The sequence below is a fragment of the Pseudoalteromonas sp. SR44-5 genome (assembly GCF_014163675.1).
Classification (GTDB): domain Bacteria; phylum Pseudomonadota; class Gammaproteobacteria; order Enterobacterales; family Alteromonadaceae; genus Pseudoalteromonas; species Pseudoalteromonas rhizosphaerae.
The window spans coordinates 129,138-145,219 of the sequence record NZ_JACJDT010000004.1 but is presented as its reverse complement, the minus strand read 5'-3'; the positions used below and the strand labels follow the sequence as shown (position 1 = coordinate 145,219).

Genomic DNA, 16,082 nt, shown 5'->3' with positions numbered 1-16,082 from the left:
TTAAATAAATTTTAATGTCATCTACGGTTTCAGCCAATGATTTTTTCGATAGCAATAAAAAAGCGAAGGCAGTGCCTTCGCTTTTTTATCAAACGTCTCGTTTAAGCAAGCTTGTCTGAAGCAACTTTATAAGTTGGATCTTCTATTACATTAACTTCTACTAAGTCGCGCGCTTTATGTAATAACTGTATACAGTCTGGGCTCAAGTGGCGTAAATGCAACTGCTTACCTGCCTTGGTGTATTTATCAGCTAAAGTATCAATTGCTTCAATGGCACTGTGATCTGCCACTCGGCTGTATTTAAATTCGATGATAACGTCTTTAGGGTCATTTTTAACATCAAACAACTCCGCGAACTTTTTCACTGAGCCAAAAAATAATGGGCCGTGTAGTTCGTAGACTTTAGAACCTTCTTCATCAATGTAGTTTGTAGTAAAAATATGTTTAGCATGTTGCCATGCAAATACTAAGGCTGACACAATCACACCCACACATACTGCAATTGCTAAGTCAGTTATCACCGTTACACCCGATACTAATACAATGACAAAAGCATCTGATTTTGGGACGCGTTTCATCATTTTGAAACTCGCCCATTCAAAGGTGCCTAATACCACCATAAACATCACGCCAACCAATGCTGCCAGCGGCACCATTTCAATCAAACTGGCGGCAAAAATAATGAATGCTAGGAGCATTAATGCTGCTGTGATACCAGATAGACGCGAACGACCACCTGAGTTAATGTTGATCATTGATTGACCAATCATCGCGCAGCCTCCCATCGCACCAAAGAAACCACAGGTAACGTTTGCAGCGCCTTGACCAATGCATTCTTTATTGCTGTGACCACGGGTTTCTGTGATTTCATCAATCAGGCTAAGGGTTAATAATGATTCAATCAAACCAATTGCCGCTAAAATAAGTGCATAAGGTAAAATAATTTTCAGTGTTTCAAAGGTAAATGGCACCATTGGAATGTGAAATTGTGGTAAACCACCAGCAATAGTTGCCGCACTGTCACCGGTCATATCTTTTAAGAAATCAAGTACTGTACGCGCTTCTAAATCAAATCCGATAACAATGGCGGTTACAGTAACAATAGCGACTAATGTTGATGGCACAGCTGTAGTCAACTTTGGCAAAAAGTGAATAATAGCCATCGTTAAAGCGACTAATCCTAGCATGATCATCATCGGCGTGCCTGTCATCCACTGCATGCCACCTTGACCATCGGACACCTTAAATTGACCTAGTTGCGCTAAGAAGATGACAATCGCTAAACCATTTACAAACCCAAGCATCACCGGATGCGGAACCATACGAATAAACTTACCGAGCTTAAACACCCCTGCTAGTATTTGCAGTATCCCCATCAGCAATACAGTCGCGAAGAGATACTCAACCCCATGATCTAGCACTAAACTTACCATAACAACGGCAAGTGCACCGGTTGCACCGGAGATCATACCTGGGCGGCCGCCAAAAATAGCGGTGATCAAGCCAACAATAAATGCTGCATATAAACCAACTAAAGGCTCTACATTTGCAACAAACGCAAATGCAACAGCTTCAGGAACGAGTGCTAGGGCAACCGTTATACCTGATAAGATATCGTTTTTAGCAGAGCTCGGCGCCTTGCTTAATAAGTTAAACATTGAATTCCTCTTCGGGGTGTGGGATCAAAAAAGCGCTGAATTCTAACAAATTAAGCTAAGGTTAACAATTGCAGTAAGAGGAACAAGCTAACGCCTTTATAGCGCTAGCATGATTAGATACGATTAAAGTGGCAGCGATGTACTGCGTTTGACACAAGTCATAGTGACGTTTGAGTGAACTTCTTGAACAAATTCAAGATTCAATAAATTATCACGAACAAACTGTTCATAGCCTTCAATGCCTTTAGAAATGATCCGCAACATAAAGTCCATAGTGCCAGCCATACTGTAACATTCTGTTACTTCATCATAACTTAGGATAAGTCGTTCAAACTCAGCTAAATTTGTACGGCCATGATTTGATAAACGAACATGAGCGTACACTAGCATATCAAAGCCGAGCTTTTTCTCATCCAATAAGGCAACTTTGCCTTTGATGTAACCATCTTGCTCAAGCTTAGCAATACGACGCCAACAAGGTGATTGAGATAAACCGACTTTATCAGCAATATCAGCGGTCGAAAGACTTGCATCTTGCTGTAACAGTGCCAAAATTTGGCGGTCAACATGATTTAGAGACATTTTATTTCTTATTTATTTTACTAAATTGGTTAAATTATACATTGGTTTATAGGTTGAGTCTTGTACTTTTATGCATTTATTATGCGCAACTAACCAAATTTACCACTTATAAATGGATTCGATATGCGCTCAGTCAGCACTTTAGTGTCAGGTCCATGCCCAGATAGAATTCGCGTTTCATCAGGCAGTGTCAAAATTTGATTTTTAATCGAGTCAAGTAACTGCTGGGCATCCCCTTTAGGGAAGTCTGTACGCCCTACTGAGCCTTTAAAAATAACATCACCCACTATCACTAACTGATGTGTTGCTTCATAAAATACAATATGCCCAGGCGTGTGGCCCGGACAATGACGAATGTCAAATCGCAATTGACCCAATGTAAACGTATCGCCATGACTTAACCAATGCTGAGGATGAAAAGGCGCAATTGGTGCAAAGCCAAACATTTGCGCTTGCATAGGTAATGCATCAAACCAAAACAATTCTTCTTTTTGTGGCCCGACAATATCAACAGAAAAATGCTCAGCAAGTACTTTTGCCGCACCGACATGATCAAGATGGCCATGGGTGAGTAAAATACACTGCAAGCTTAACTGATGCTTGGCAAGCTCAGTAATGATTTTATCAGCGTCGCCACCCGGGTCGATAACCGCTGCGTGGCGTGTTTGTTTACAAATAACCACTCGGCAATTTTGTGCAAAAGCGGTCACCGGTACGGTAATTATTTCCATATGTTAATTCTTTATTTGCGGTTTAGTGTCAAATGTCATCAGCACAGGATACTTTAAATAAGCTTGATCATAAAATGGCGTATGCTCATAGAGCCAGTTTAATCGTGCTTGTGCATCTTTAGCAAAAGCGGCATCCTCACGAATTTTTTTATCAAACTCAAGTGCAAGTGCCGGTTTATCTTTGAGCATATGGCGAGCATACGGCGCTAATGCATAGTTTTCCATGTACTCAGTACGTTGAAAAATCGTATTAAACTCACCCCACGCAAAAAATGAATCCGGTGCTTTGGGGTGTAAAAGATGGGCAACTAACTCACCGAAAGGTTGAGCAGTTTCAACTTTATACCAACCGGTCAAAGACTTTTCTGGTACATCAACAAAATCAAAATCTGTGTTTACTCGAAAGCGTCCTTCAAACGGCGCTTTATCAAATTCATGCTTTGTTACTACCGCGACTTTTAAATTAGTTACCAGCTCATCACTGCTCACGTTTTCTACTGTAATACCATGTAATTTGAGTTTTTCGACAATGTCTGGATACGCAGGTGGAATATAAAATGTACTTGGTACGGTGATCACGGTTTTTGCGTCCTTCTGCCAGTAAATAGGCAACGCATCATAGTGCTGTTTTTCGCCTAAATACTTTACTTCCATCTGGCCACTCAAGGCGCTTTTACTGCGCGAATATTTGATCCCTGCAAATGCGATAGTGTTTGGCTCTTTTGCATAACTGCGTTCAACAATAAGCTGGCTTGGCACAAAAGCTCGTTCTTTTTCAACCGCTTCGGTTAATTGATGATGATGTTGCGCCAATGCTGAAATAGCCCCATCTAAAAATACATAGGTGCCAAGTACACGTTGTTTATACGGTTTTAATGAATGATTTTCGACAAGAATTGTGGGTAACGATCTTAAATCCCCCCAACCATTCGAATAACGAGGCGTGGCAACCCAGCCCGCTAAGCCTTTTTTAAACTCGCGCTTATCCATTACAAATACCAGCGGCCCAGGTATATGGCCTTGCTCTTGTAATTTTGTGTCGATGATAGGTTTAAAATAATTATTGAGCGCATCTGACACACTTGGCGATTCACTGGCAAATACGGGGTTGTACCCGTAAGTTACATCGTATTGATAATCTGCACCGTCAGTCACATGCACATCGATATATAAATCTGGGTTAAACTGCTTGATCACCTTTAATACACCACGTACTTCCGGCGTATCTAGTTTGGTGAAATCACGATTTAAATTTAAATTATTAGCATTGGTTCTAAAGCCCATTTCAACTGGCCCACGCTGGTTTATGCGATTAAACTGACTACTACGCTCATGGCCATCAACATTTAAAATAGGAATAAATAAGATGTTCACTTGGCTTAAAATATCTCGACGTTTACCGGTTGCAATATCGCGTAGCAACATAAACATCGCATCTTTACCGTCAATTTCGCCGGCATGAATTCCCGCTTGAATAAAAATAGTCGGCTTGGCGTTTTGCATTAACTGCGAAGGTGTAAATGCACCATCTTCGCTTGCTACCATCATGTTGATCGCACGGCCACTGGCACTATGTGCAATAGTTTGCACTTGGAATTGGGTAGGGTTTGCTGCAACAAGACGATCTACAAAGGCCATAGTTTGCTGATAATTTGGTGACTTTAGCCCTTCGCTTAGTTCGAAATCAGTGGTTAATGGGCCTTTTTGTTGTATCAGTGCCAAACTTTGACCTTGCCATGGCAACAATGGCGGTAAATGGCTATCTAATGTAACACTGGCACTTAACAATAATAAACTGGCGATCATAGGACTCTCAAACGTTGGCCTCTTTAATAGCTTGAAATTATAACAAGGATAAATGACAGATCGCGTAAACTGCGGTGATTCAACAAAAAAATGCAGCCAATGACAATTTAAAAACTTTATAGGGCTAATTTTCACGCATTAAAAAAGGCGCTATAAAAGCGCCTTGCCACTCAAGAATAATGTGCTTAAAACATATCTTGATAAGGATTCGTTTTACTAAATGCAATGGCTTTATCAAAACCGGGAATATGCATGTCGGTATCAGAAATGACAATTTCATCTTCATCAATCATGCCATCACCAAAGCGATAGATTAGCTCATATTGTCCTAGGTCAGCTTGTTGCTGATAATTAGTCTGAGCAGCTGTAACGGTTTGATTGCTCAATGCATATGCATCCATCACCGCACTACCATGGCGTTTTGCTAACATTTTCATGGTCACCATGGGTGACAAAACAGTGGCGGTGGCATTATTTCCGCCAAAGCCTTTTGAATTAATAAAAGCAATATCCATGTCTTCGCATTGATAATGCTCAGTACGAATATCTAAATACTGGTTATGCACATCCTTTGCCACTTTATCTATGGTGGTAATACCCGGCATAATATTATGTGCAAATACACCCAGCGCCATCGCTAATTGGTCGCCACTAGCTGGCGCAATTGTGTGCCCTACATACGCTTTTGGTGCTGCTACTTTCCAATTATCAATGGCAAACGTTTGTGCCACCTTATGATAAATTAATGACTCTGTTACGCGGTTTTGCGGTGTGCTTGAACCATGCGCTAAAATAAAGCTACGTTGTTGTAATGCTTCTTTACCTAATAAGCTCGTGGCTAATGCCGCCGACTTAGCCATGGTTATATAATTACCCGGTCCCGGTGATGTAATTGATTTTTTAACGCCATCAGCATTTACAAATACATCAGGCACGCAGCCTAGAATGTCTGCACCCAACTCCAGTGCTAACACATCATCCATTAGAATCGCTACTTGTGCGCCTTCACCTAAAGTAAAGCCACAATTTTCGCCAAATGGGCGGCTACTTTTACGATAATCAGGCTCATCATCATTGCTTAAGTTATCCAAGCGGCGTAAACCTTCAATATTCGCCAGCGCATTCATATTGCCAAAGCCTTCAACAACTTCAGGAGTAATTGCGCATTCAACACTTGCCACAATAGCAACACGTGTTCGCCCTGCTTGTATATCGTTTACTGCAGCGCGCAAGTTATATAAAAATGTTGCACACGCGCCAGAAGTTGAAAACGTAGTGCCTACATTGCCCGTCACATAGGCATTAATAAAATCGGTCGACATTGTATTTAAGCCAAGCGCTAACTGCTTGGTGCTGACGCGGTCACCTTGCTGGCGCGCTTTTACTAAACCACCTAAGCCCTTGTCATCCATTTGACCAATAACCGACGCTGAATAAGTGCCAATTTTATCAGGCTCAACACTATTCATAATGTGTTGCCAATCAAGTCCGGTTGATTTAATCGCGTCAGTAGCAGCAAAAATAGTGGCTTGTAAACCACGTGGCTGGTAGCGACTGTTGTACATAAGAGATGGATCAAACCCTGTTGGTAGTTGCCCAGCCGATTTAATCGGATTATCGCGAGTAGAATCATGTTTAATATCAAACTGAGCCGCAATGGTTACTTTTACTTTTTTATTTTCAAGCTCTTCTACTTGCCAACTTGTAGGGACCGGCGAAGGTAAATCTCGACGACGTGTTTCAAACACAATGGCGCTTTCATCTGACGCGGTTAACGTCATTTTTTGCTGCCATGGTGTTGCATCGACATCAAAATGCTCTTTTTCAATTTTACGAATTAACGTACCGGCAATAATTTGCTCACCAAAGCGTGCTTCTATGTCGCTTTGCTCAACAGTATTGCCTTTTAAATCTTGCAGTTGCCCATTCACAAGACTCACTAAATTCATTAACGTGGCGAGGCCTAAAAATGTTTCTTGCCGGGCTTGAGTATCTAAGTTATTTAACACGATACGACGATAACCTTGATGAAAAGAAGTACGGCCTGCGGCGTTAATTCCACCCATGCCGATAATAACGGGTAATGCTGTCATAATTTACCTTGAGAAAACGTGTTATAGGAGAAGCTTGCAGTTTAGATGGATTTAATTATCAACATTGTGCTTAAATAGCCAAATAATGAGCCTATGAGGCCAAATCAAACTGGTCGGAGCAATTAAATGGACAACAACTTGGTACTTAGCCCTTTGCAAATAAGTATTTTGGTATACCAGCACTTATTGATCACCAGTGTCACCTTGCCAATTGAAATGCTCAGAGCCGGTGAGGCGTACGCCAAGGGGCATCTAAACAGCAAAATTTTTCGGCCATTAACGATTAATTTAATCGCTGAGGACAGCGAACCTATCAAAAATCGCAGCGGCTTAGCAATATTACCGGATCACACTTACGGCACAGCACCTTACAGTGACTTGATTATTGTGCCCGGTATTTGGCGCAATCCTCGCCCTGTTGTCAGAGCAAACTCTGGGTTAGTTCAGTGGCTTGCCAGCAGCTGGCAAACGGGTAGCTCAATCATTGGCGTGGGTACTGGCAATTGCTTAGTCGCTGAAGCTAAGTTATTAAATGGTCACCCCGCTACCACTCATTGGCATTATGCAGAACAATTTAAACGCGACTACCCACAAGTGCTGCTCAAGCCTGATTTTTTTATCACTCAATCTGAGCGCTTATACAGTGTGGCAAGTCTAAATGCCTTAGCAGATGTGATCGTGCATATTATTAGCCAATACTACGGACAGGCCGCCGCTCAGCATGTTGAGCGCAACTTTTCTCACGAAATTAGGAAACCTTACGAAGACCAGCGCTACCTTGAAGGCGCCGTTGATCGGCATCCAGATGAACTCATCGCGCAAATTCAATTTTGGTTAAAAAACAACTTAACCACAGAACAAAGTTTAACAGAGGTAGCTCAACTATTTAGTTTGAGTTACCGCTCTTTTACCCGCCGTTTTCGCATTGCGACCAACCAAAGCCCCATTGAATATTGGCAGCAATTACGCGTACAAACAGCCAAAGAGCTACTTGCATCATCTAACTTATCAATTCAGGAGGTTGCTTTAGAGGTGGGTTACAATGATCAAGGTCATTTAACCCGCGTGTTTAAGAAAGTGCTCTCGCAAACGCCTAGCGAGTATCGAAAAGTGGTTAGAAGAAAGTTATTTGGTTAATAAGTTGCGGGGTGTTATTTTTAAACAGTTAAACCTTTTAGATAGCAAAATATACAGTGCGGGTTAAACATGAGTATCGACGTTTAACGCGCATCATTTACCATCGCTGTCGATTTGAGTACGCCTTTCAAATACTAACTTTAATGCTGCGTCCATTTCTTTAATAAAGTCATCCTTAAATGGAAATTTTTCTGATGGCGCTTTCAAATAACCAATGTGAGCAGTTCGCTTGAAAATAATTCTGTCTTGCTGAAGTTGACTCAAATCAACAAATGGATGGCTTTGCTTAAGTGCTTTAATACCTGATAAGATGGCCCACTTGTCATTGATATAACAGTCGATTCTATTTTTAGCCAGCTTCAAAATATTTGATAATGTATCTTTGTTTTCCCATATTTTTATTTTGTTTTGCTCCAGGGCAGTGTTCAATGCTTGATCGAATAAGAGATACCCTGCATTGATACCAACATTAATCGGCTTTAATGGATATTCTGTGTTTTCAATCTTGAGTAAGCTTGAGTTTGGATTACAAAAAGCTTGTATTACTTCTTCATGCAGCGGCTCTGAGTAAGGCCAAATAAAACTGCGCCCTTGCACATTTTTATAAGGAGGTAGTAAGGCAAAGTCCTCTCCTCGTCTAAGTGCGTCAACACCGCGCTTCCAAGGTACTGGTTGCAACTCTATAATATATTTTTCACTGACCAAATCGGCAGCTTGACGAACTACATCAACATATAAGCCCACTAACTCACCGTCTTTAAGGTAAGAATATGGGGGATAACTATCATCGACTAATATCACAACACGATAGCTTGGTTGGGCCACTACCGGTATTGTAAAAAAGAAAGCAAACAGCAGTAATGCAATTCTTTTCGGCCCATTCCACTGTATTATTTGCCAACTCGATTCCATTAAACAACACCTAAATAAATAATCACTGGTTATTAGCGTAGTCAGATTAATATTTTTTACAAATCTTAACTTCCCCAATTAGTATACCTACTCAAACGCTAAAATAACAAAAGCATAGGCTTACTCTTATTATTACGATAAGCGTACGACAAGGACCATCTAGATGCCGGACTTGCTAGGCCACTAACAACCGATTTAATCGCGCTGGACTGTAAATCTTTAAACGAGCTAGTCCCTCGATCATAGATAGAGAAAACCGAACTAAGCAGCAAATAAAATCAAACGCTAATTAGACGTTTATATCTATATAAATTATAGTAATAGCATTAAAAGTGCTAAAAATTACATGGAGGCGCCATGACGGCAAATTTTAGCGATGTGCTTTTGGATCAAAAAGATAATTCAACAATCGATGCTAAATTGACAAATTTGCTGGGATTGGTGCGCAAACATTTAAATATGGATGTTGCTTTTATTTCAGAGTTTATTAACGATGAGCGCGTTTTCAAAGTTGTCGATAATCCATCAGCAAATAAAACGGTTAAAGTGGGCAATTCCGATCCTATTAATGAAACATATTGCCATAAAATCAGTGAGAAACAGCTTAGCCCTATTATTACCAATTCAAAAACAAATCCAATTACTCAAATAATGCCAGTAACCGACAAGTTAAACATAGGCGCTTATATTGGTGTGCCTATCAATCTTTCAAATGGTAAATTATATGGTACATTTTGTTGTTACAAATCGCATCATGATGAAAGCTTAAACGAGCGGGACTTGTCTTTTTTAAACATAATCTCTGAAATTGCAACTGGATTAATTGAAAAAAACCTGCATAACACTGCATTGCATGGCCAAACCAAATTAGCAATTGAAGAGGTTATTGCAAGCAACAATATAAGTATTTATTTTCAGCCTATTTTTAATCTATTTAGTAATAAAATTGCGGGCTTTGAATCACTGTCACGCTTTTTTACCAAACCTTATAAAACACCTGATCTCTGGTTTAAAGAGGCAACAGATGTGGGCCTAGATGAATCTCTGGAAATGCTGGCAATAAAAAACAGCCTCGCCTATATTGCGCAATTTAATGATACCACTTATATCGCCATTAATTGTTCACCATCCCATATACTCTCGGGTGCACTTGAATATACTCTGCAAGGAGCCGATTGTTCAAGGTTGGTATTAGAAATAACTGAACATTCACCAATATCAGACTATACAGTAATGCGAGCTGCATTAGCGCCACTGCGAAAAAAAGGGCTACGTTTGGCTATTGATGATGTAGGTGCTGGCTTTTCGTCGTTTCAACATATTTTAGAACTAGAAGCCGACATTATTAAATTAGATATCAGCCTTACGCAAAATATAAATAAAGACAATCGGAAGTTTTTACTGGCCAAGGCACTGTGTGGCTTTGCTAAAGCAATAGACTGTACGATTGTTGCCGAAGGCATTGAAACGCAAGCAGAGCTTAACGCATTAAGAAAATTAAATGTTGATAATGTGCAAGGTTACTTTATTGGCCGCCCTGCTCCTATTGAAGATGCATTGAGCTATCAAAGCATGACTTTATCAACATAAAAACGCCACTCTTAGTGGCGTTCTGACTCGTTAATTTCTTTTCGATAGTATCGTTTGTGATAACTTTTAACTTTAGCGTGTACACCTTTACTTAAGCTTTTAAACTTAGCTTCAAGGACATCTACACCATATAAAATACCCACCACTAAAATGGATAGTTTAATAGCTGCCAATAAATTATCGGTTGCAATCACTACACCAATAGATGCCAAAACCCAGATAGTTGCCGCCGATGTTACCCCAACCACAGCACCATCTTTAGCGAGCATAACTCCAGCACCTAAAAAGCCGATGCCAGTAATAATTTGACCAACCACGCGCGAGTGGTCAATCACATCACCATGGAGCATAAACGCCGTGGCTAAAAACAAATAAGTACCTAATATAATCAGTACTGAGGTTCTTATTCCTACTGGTTTGCCCCGTAACTGGCGTTCCATACCAATCAAAGCGCCACAAAATGCAGCACTGCCTATTGCCGACCACGAATAGGGGGCGATATCTACTAATTCAAAAAAAGTCACTCAAAATCCTAAAATTACTGCATGTGTATAGCCAGTGCCGTACTCAAACGAGAACTACCGAAACTGGCCATTTTTAAAAAGTCACTCTTAGCGATGGGTACGTGTTGACAATCAATCGCCAGCTGTTTATCGCTTTCACAAAAAGGGTCATGAACATATAAACAATGCTCATCTAAATGCGTTACACACACCCAATGCGGTGACTTTTTACCATCAAAGCGATACGTACTGATCAATAGCACCACGGCCATTTTTGCTGCTAACCAGCGCTCTATGTGCTCAAGGGTTAAGTCTTGATACTTCACATCTAGTTTGTGATTAATTGCCTCAACCACAAATTGATTATGAACCGTATGTAAAATCGCTTTCTTCTTGTCACTTCTTACGCCATCAACAAACAATGTATCACGTGTATTAATAATCACATCGGCTGTAAAACCGCGTTTATTGGCAGCTAAAGCAAGTCCTAATGGATGACAACCGCCATGACCTGAGGTCATAAAAATAGTGGTTGCTTCACGCCAAATATCAAGCTCATTCACTTGTGAAATAATCGCTTTTTTTATTGATGACATTGCCATTAGTAATGCCGCTGGCCCGCAAGTAAATTCGGTTGTTTGTTGATACCAAGGCGTTACACGCGAAAACTCAAGCTCATTAGTTTTACGAATGTTTTTTTGCATCCGCAAGGCATCACTATGATCATCATAATAGTCACTGTATTGCCCAAATACCCGATAGCCAAGCTTTTCATAAAGTGCGATTGCAGCTTTATTATTTACCGCCACTTCAAGACGCATAAATAACCGCCCGCGTTCAGCCGTTGCTCTTTCTAGTGCTTTCAAAAGCTGCTGAGCAATGCCTTTGCCTTGTGCATTTGGTGCAACTGCTAGCGAATATAAACGTGCTAAACGAGTGCCTTTATGACACCACACTAAGCCATAGCCGAGTATCTGTTGATCTAACTCTGCAACCATTAAAATACCATGTTTGGCTGCAATCCAGCGCTTCAAGCTACGCGCACTTAATCTATCTTGATTAAAACTTTGCTGCTCTATCTCAAGTAACGCTTTTAAATCGCTATCTGTGGCAGCGCGAACTGCCACACTATGCTCGGTCATTAACTCCGGCCTCGTGCTTCGAGGCGTTGTTTAAATTCTTCCATAATGATCATATAGAGTTCATCACCTAAGTAACCATCTTCTACTTTATGGTCAATACTTGGGTTATCGTTTACTTCAAGCACATATGCACGGCCTTGGTGTTCTTTAACATCCACACCATAGAGCCCTTTGCCTACAGTTTTACATGCTTTTAATGCCGCATCTAAAACTGCTTTTGGCAACTCAAAAGTAGGCAGTGTTTCAAAACCACCAGAGAAAAACCGTTTTGCATCATGATTATAAATTTGCCAATGATTGCGAGCCATTAAATAACGGCATGCATAGATAGCACGACCATTTAGTACCCCTACTCGCCAATCGTATTCTGTGTACATATATTCTTGGGCTAGAACTAAAGCGCTAAATTCAAATAGCTCAGCCAATTTTGCTGCCAGCTCATTGCGATCAGTTACTTTGTAGACACCTTTTGAAAACGACCCTTCCGGCATTTTAAGCACTAGTGGATAAGTAAATGCCTCTTCAAGCTGACTGATGGTTTCATCACTTTGATCAGCTACTACTACGGTTTTTAAGCTCGGTACTTTTTGATAATTAAACGCATCATGCAAATACACTTTATTACAACAGCGTAAAATAGACTCAGCATCATCAATCACCACTAATCCTAGGCTCTGCGCCTTACTTGCCAGACGATAAGTTGGGTGGTCAATTGCAGTTGTTTGACGAATAAATAGCGCATCAAACTGAGCGATATTATCTATTTCGTCAAAGCTTAGCGCTTGAGCATAGATACCATGTTTAGCTGCCGCTTTGATAAAACGGGCTATTGCATCTTTATCGCTTGGTGGTACTTTTTCATTGTGATCAACTAAAATAGCCATATCCCAGCGGTAACGTTTTTGCGTACTGCTTATACGCCACTGTGTTTGCGTAAACTCAGTTAATTTAGCAACAAAGTCTTGATGCTGCTGAGCATTAAGCGACGCCAATGAACCTTGCTGTAACAGCCCAGCTTCATCTACAAATAAAATAGGCGCTGGATATTGTTTAAATACCATTTTTGCCGCTTTATTTTGTAATTCATTTACTGCGTGCCCAAAATATAAGGCATCATCAAGATGACCAATATTAAGCATTAAAGTTTGGCCACTACGTAGCGCATTAATCGTTTTTACACTTGGTAATACCTGATGTTTACGTGCCTCAGCAAGTAATGAGCAATAATAGCCTTTACTCAAGTATTGGCTTGAGTCGCATAGATTAATAATGCGCGTTTTTGGCTCATTATGCTTTGGGTAATCTCGTAAGTAAGTGTTGAAGGTAATTACGTTTTCGAATGAATGAGCAAGTGCCTGCTCGTTGTTATCAACCACAATCAAGGTTTTAAACACGACTTTTCCTAAAATAAGTCAAAATACAAATATAAGAGTGAATGTAAATAGAAACACCCATACTGCTAAGTCATTGTTGTGCTACTGGTGTACTTAACAGGATGGGTGCTTTAGATTCAGCTACTGCTTAATCTACAGGTGATTTATAAAGGGTTTTTCGCTACCTTACCAACGAGTAATTTTTAGCGTTAAGATAAGTAAATTTAATCAACCACAGTAAGGTCTAATAAAGCTGGTTAAAGCGCCTTTCATCACCACTAACTTATTGAAACAATTTCTAATAACGTGGATTTATTTGCTATTGTAAAACTAAACTCATCACCTTGTTGCTTATCCATCAGTAATTGACCTAATGGCGACAGTGGTGTGAGAACATACACTGTGGTGTCTTTTATTTTAATGCTTAAACCACCAGAAAGTGGTCCTAAAAAATACCATTTTAGATTTTCGTCTTCATCGCAGATACAGACCAGCGAACCAATGGTAACTTTACTTGATACAGCGATTTTAAATGCCTTTTCAAACTCGATAATACTCAAATGGCAGTCATTCACACGCTGTGCTTGCCCTTGTGCCAAATAGGCAGCTTCTAGGCCTAATGTATCGTATTTATTTTCAGCAATGTTTTCTTCATGAGTGGCGGTGTCATGGGCTGTCTTTGCAGCAGCCTGCGCGGTAGTAAGTTGCGCTTCTAAAGCAAAACGCAGGCATTCAATCACATGGGTTTTATTCATATCTAAGGAATTATTTTAAATCTATAATGACTGTATTTTAACGTGCTTTGGGCTGCATGTAACTCAATTGCCTAAAAACATGGTTATTCATAGGCATTGATTAGTAAATATGGAAGGATATTTTTTAATTACTCTTGATTACTCTTGATTAGTAATAACATAAATCAAGCGCTGTTGTTAACAACGCTTGCTGAACTGTTTTTTACTACTTAGCTATCCATGGCGTTACTTTTAGTAATGGCACCGACACAGCAAATGCTGTTTTATCGTCTTCCCACTGCTCAGTAACTCTGACATGACAAATTGCCCCTTGGCAATCAAAAGCAGGATCGGCAATAGTGACTGGATCTGCAAAAGTCAGCACTACACCTTGTTGTTCAGGCAATAAAAAGCTCATCAGTTTGCTAACAAAAAAACCCGACAGATCCGATAATAATTCATCAAATTCATTATTAAGCTGATACAACTGGTGTTTATTCAAATTACTATTATTAAACTCACGCGCTTCAATTTGCAGTTTTAACTGGCAATCGTGATTTTCGTTCTGAGGCTCGATAACCACCACAGCTTTATTTGTATCAAGTTGTTTATCAAAAGGAAGTAAAAGCTGAGCATGCTCAGTGTAATTAAGTGGAAACTCCTCTCGCTCAGTAATAATGCGCCCGGTTTTAATTAAACATTCATCATTACTAGCAATGTCGGTGATATAAAAATTGACCTGAGCAAATTGAAAATCACCTTTATTGACGACTTTTAAACGATCATAAAAGCCATCATAGGAGACCACAAACTCTTTTGCTTGCACAGTAAATGTTGCTATTAGTACAGCGGCAGCTGCCATAATATGACTGATACTACGTACTGGGTTATTCATCAAAGTAGGCTCTATTTTGGTTGATCATTTGATTTAATTCTTCGATATACGCCTCACCACGCTCAGAGTATGAGGTTAATCCGTAGCTTAGTTTAGTCGCTGAAATTGGCTTTTCTTGTAAACGTAAATCGGCGCGGATACTACGTAAATGTTTATAGGCAGCATGAGTATTAATATTCTTAAAATAAGAAGTCACGGCTGCGCGCACAGATTTAAATGCCGCCACCTCATGATCTGCACCGGTATTACGACGATTAGGCACCATACCGCAGCCCTTGCTATAACACCACTGACCAAAAAAGTTTAAACCTATTCGAGCAAATCGAGACGTTCCCCATGCTGATTCGTTGGCCGCTTGCATCAGCGCTAACTCTTTAGGAATAATATCAACTCGGCTTAATGCCTTACGCAAAGACAAACTATCAATCGTTTCTGGTAATTTATAGCTATTTAAAATCGTTTTAACTTGCTTGGTTTGCGTGCGACTTAATGGCTCATCGTATTGCATCATCATCAATGCAATCTCCAACGTTGCCCGCTGCTGCAGAATTTTTTTATTTTCAGCCTCAACATGCGGCCGAATAAAGTTAAAAAAAGCATGTTTTTTTTCTTTTACATCACTAAAACCATCAAAGTCAGGAAGTTTAACATTATGTAATGGCTTTTCTTTCTTTTTGACTTGTGGCTTGATTGAGGTTGTTTCGTCCTCAATAACTGGATCCGATTTTTCTATAAATGGGTAACTCAATGCCCAAATAAAAAATAGGCTAACGATTAAACGAAAAAGATACTTAAGCATGTATTCTCTCAAAGAAACTAACATTTATGCATGGTATATCCACACGCATCTGACCATTCATTATACCTAAGCCCTTCAATAAAGGCGAATATACCCATTTGAAGGATTTATAATCTAAAAAAATCAG

The 16,082-nt window shown here is 40.0% G+C and carries 14 protein-coding genes; 2 read left to right on the top strand and 12 right to left on the bottom strand.

Annotated elements, in window-relative coordinates:
* Positions 1–101: 101 nt before the first annotated feature.
* The 5 genes from H5154_RS03615 to H5154_RS03595 form a co-directional block, all read right to left on the bottom strand.
* Positions 102–1,658, bottom strand: a complete 1,557-nt coding sequence (locus tag H5154_RS03615; protein WP_145233147.1) for a SulP family inorganic anion transporter — start codon at positions 1,656–1,658, stop codon at positions 102–104.
* A gap of 123 nt (positions 1,659–1,781) precedes the next feature.
* Positions 1,782–2,240 carry an Lrp/AsnC family transcriptional regulator gene (locus H5154_RS03610; RefSeq protein WP_016707271.1) on the bottom strand — a complete coding sequence of 153 codons (459 nt, stop codon included), beginning with the start codon at positions 2,238–2,240 and terminating at the stop codon, positions 1,782–1,784.
* A gap of 89 nt (positions 2,241–2,329) precedes the next feature.
* Positions 2,330–2,971: an MBL fold metallo-hydrolase gene (locus H5154_RS03605; protein WP_182717421.1), complete on the bottom strand. Its 642-nt coding sequence runs from the start codon at positions 2,969–2,971 to the stop codon at positions 2,330–2,332.
* A 3-nt stretch (positions 2,972–2,974) separates the two neighbouring features.
* On the bottom strand, positions 2,975–4,777 hold the full coding sequence (locus H5154_RS03600) for a M14 family metallopeptidase (RefSeq protein WP_182717420.1): 1,803 nt from the start codon (positions 4,775–4,777) through the stop codon (positions 2,975–2,977).
* Between the two features lie 185 nt (positions 4,778–4,962).
* The gene (locus H5154_RS03595) at positions 4,963–6,870 is read right to left on the bottom strand and encodes a beta-ketoacyl synthase (protein ID WP_182717419.1); all 1,908 of its coding nucleotides are present in this window, start codon (positions 6,868–6,870) and stop codon (positions 4,963–4,965) included.
* A 126-nt stretch (positions 6,871–6,996) separates the two neighbouring features.
* On the opposite strand from H5154_RS03595, the gene H5154_RS03590 reads away from it, so the two are divergent.
* Positions 6,997–8,007, top strand: coding sequence for a GlxA family transcriptional regulator (locus H5154_RS03590; protein ID WP_182717418.1), 1,011 nt, complete (start codon positions 6,997–6,999; stop codon positions 8,005–8,007).
* 93 nt (positions 8,008–8,100) lie between these two features.
* Here the strand turns inward: H5154_RS03590 and H5154_RS03585 are convergent, their stop codons facing one another.
* A complete protein-coding gene (locus H5154_RS03585; RefSeq protein ID WP_182717417.1) occupies positions 8,101–8,919 on the bottom strand; it encodes an ABC transporter substrate-binding protein in 819 nt (272 codons plus the stop codon).
* Positions 8,920–9,276: 357 nt separating this feature from the next.
* Here H5154_RS03585 and H5154_RS03580 point away from each other — a divergent pair, with 357 nt between their 5' ends.
* Positions 9,277–10,509 (top strand): EAL domain-containing protein, encoded by a 1,233-nt coding sequence (locus H5154_RS03580; RefSeq protein WP_182717416.1) that lies wholly within the window; start codon positions 9,277–9,279, stop codon positions 10,507–10,509.
* 11 nt (positions 10,510–10,520) lie between these two features.
* Here the strand turns inward: H5154_RS03580 and H5154_RS03575 are convergent, their stop codons facing one another.
* The 6 genes from H5154_RS03575 to H5154_RS03550 all read right to left on the bottom strand — a co-directional run bounded on the left by H5154_RS03575 (position 10,521) and on the right by H5154_RS03550 (position 15,955).
* Positions 10,521–11,033: an MgtC/SapB family protein gene (locus H5154_RS03575; protein ID WP_145233140.1), complete on the bottom strand. Its 513-nt coding sequence runs from the start codon at positions 11,031–11,033 to the stop codon at positions 10,521–10,523.
* 14 nt (positions 11,034–11,047) lie between these two features.
* Positions 11,048–12,154, bottom strand: coding sequence for a ribosomal protein S18-alanine N-acetyltransferase (rimI, locus tag H5154_RS03570; protein WP_149982527.1), 1,107 nt, complete (start codon positions 12,152–12,154; stop codon positions 11,048–11,050).
* Complete coding sequence (locus H5154_RS03565; protein ID WP_182717415.1) at positions 12,154–13,548, bottom strand: RimK family protein; 1,395 nt, start codon at positions 13,546–13,548, stop codon at positions 12,154–12,156. The genes rimI and H5154_RS03565 overlap by 1 nt, the downstream gene beginning before the upstream one ends.
* Positions 13,549–13,805: 257 nt before the next feature.
* Entirely contained in the window at positions 13,806–14,282 is a 477-nt protein-coding gene (locus H5154_RS03560) for a GreA/GreB family elongation factor (protein WP_149982529.1), read from the bottom strand.
* 205 nt (positions 14,283–14,487) lie between these two features.
* A complete protein-coding gene (locus tag H5154_RS03555) occupies positions 14,488–15,156 on the bottom strand; it encodes a DUF2987 domain-containing protein (protein ID WP_182717414.1) in 669 nt (222 codons plus the stop codon).
* A complete protein-coding gene (locus tag H5154_RS03550) occupies positions 15,149–15,955 on the bottom strand; it encodes a glucosaminidase domain-containing protein (RefSeq protein WP_182717413.1) in 807 nt (268 codons plus the stop codon). Before H5154_RS03550 ends, H5154_RS03555 begins: the two co-directional genes overlap by 8 nt.
* Positions 15,956–16,082 lie beyond the last annotated feature (127 nt).

Coding starts and splice junctions, on each gene's coding strand:
- H5154_RS03615 (WP_145233147.1), bottom strand. CDS start 1,658: ATGTTTAACTTATTAAGCAAGGCGCCGAGCTCTGCTAAAAACGATATC.
- H5154_RS03610 (WP_016707271.1), bottom strand. CDS start 2,240: ATGTCTCTAAATCATGTTGACCGCCAAATTTTGGCACTGTTACAGCAA.
- H5154_RS03605 (WP_182717421.1), bottom strand. CDS start 2,971: ATGGAAATAATTACCGTACCGGTGACCGCTTTTGCACAAAATTGCCGA.
- H5154_RS03600 (WP_182717420.1), bottom strand. CDS start 4,777: ATGATCGCCAGTTTATTATTGTTAAGTGCCAGTGTTACATTAGATAGC.
- H5154_RS03595 (WP_182717419.1), bottom strand. CDS start 6,870: ATGACAGCATTACCCGTTATTATCGGCATGGGTGGAATTAACGCCGCA.
- H5154_RS03590 (WP_182717418.1), top strand. CDS start 6,997: ATGGACAACAACTTGGTACTTAGCCCTTTGCAAATAAGTATTTTGGTA.
- H5154_RS03585 (WP_182717417.1), bottom strand. CDS start 8,919: ATGGAATCGAGTTGGCAAATAATACAGTGGAATGGGCCGAAAAGAATT.
- H5154_RS03580 (WP_182717416.1), top strand. CDS start 9,277: ATGACGGCAAATTTTAGCGATGTGCTTTTGGATCAAAAAGATAATTCA.
- rimI (WP_149982527.1), bottom strand. CDS start 12,154: ATGACCGAGCATAGTGTGGCAGTTCGCGCTGCCACAGATAGCGATTTA.
- H5154_RS03560 (WP_149982529.1), bottom strand. CDS start 14,282: ATGAATAAAACCCATGTGATTGAATGCCTGCGTTTTGCTTTAGAAGCG.
- H5154_RS03555 (WP_182717414.1), bottom strand. CDS start 15,156: ATGAATAACCCAGTACGTAGTATCAGTCATATTATGGCAGCTGCCGCT.
- H5154_RS03550 (WP_182717413.1), bottom strand. CDS start 15,955: ATGCTTAAGTATCTTTTTCGTTTAATCGTTAGCCTATTTTTTATTTGG.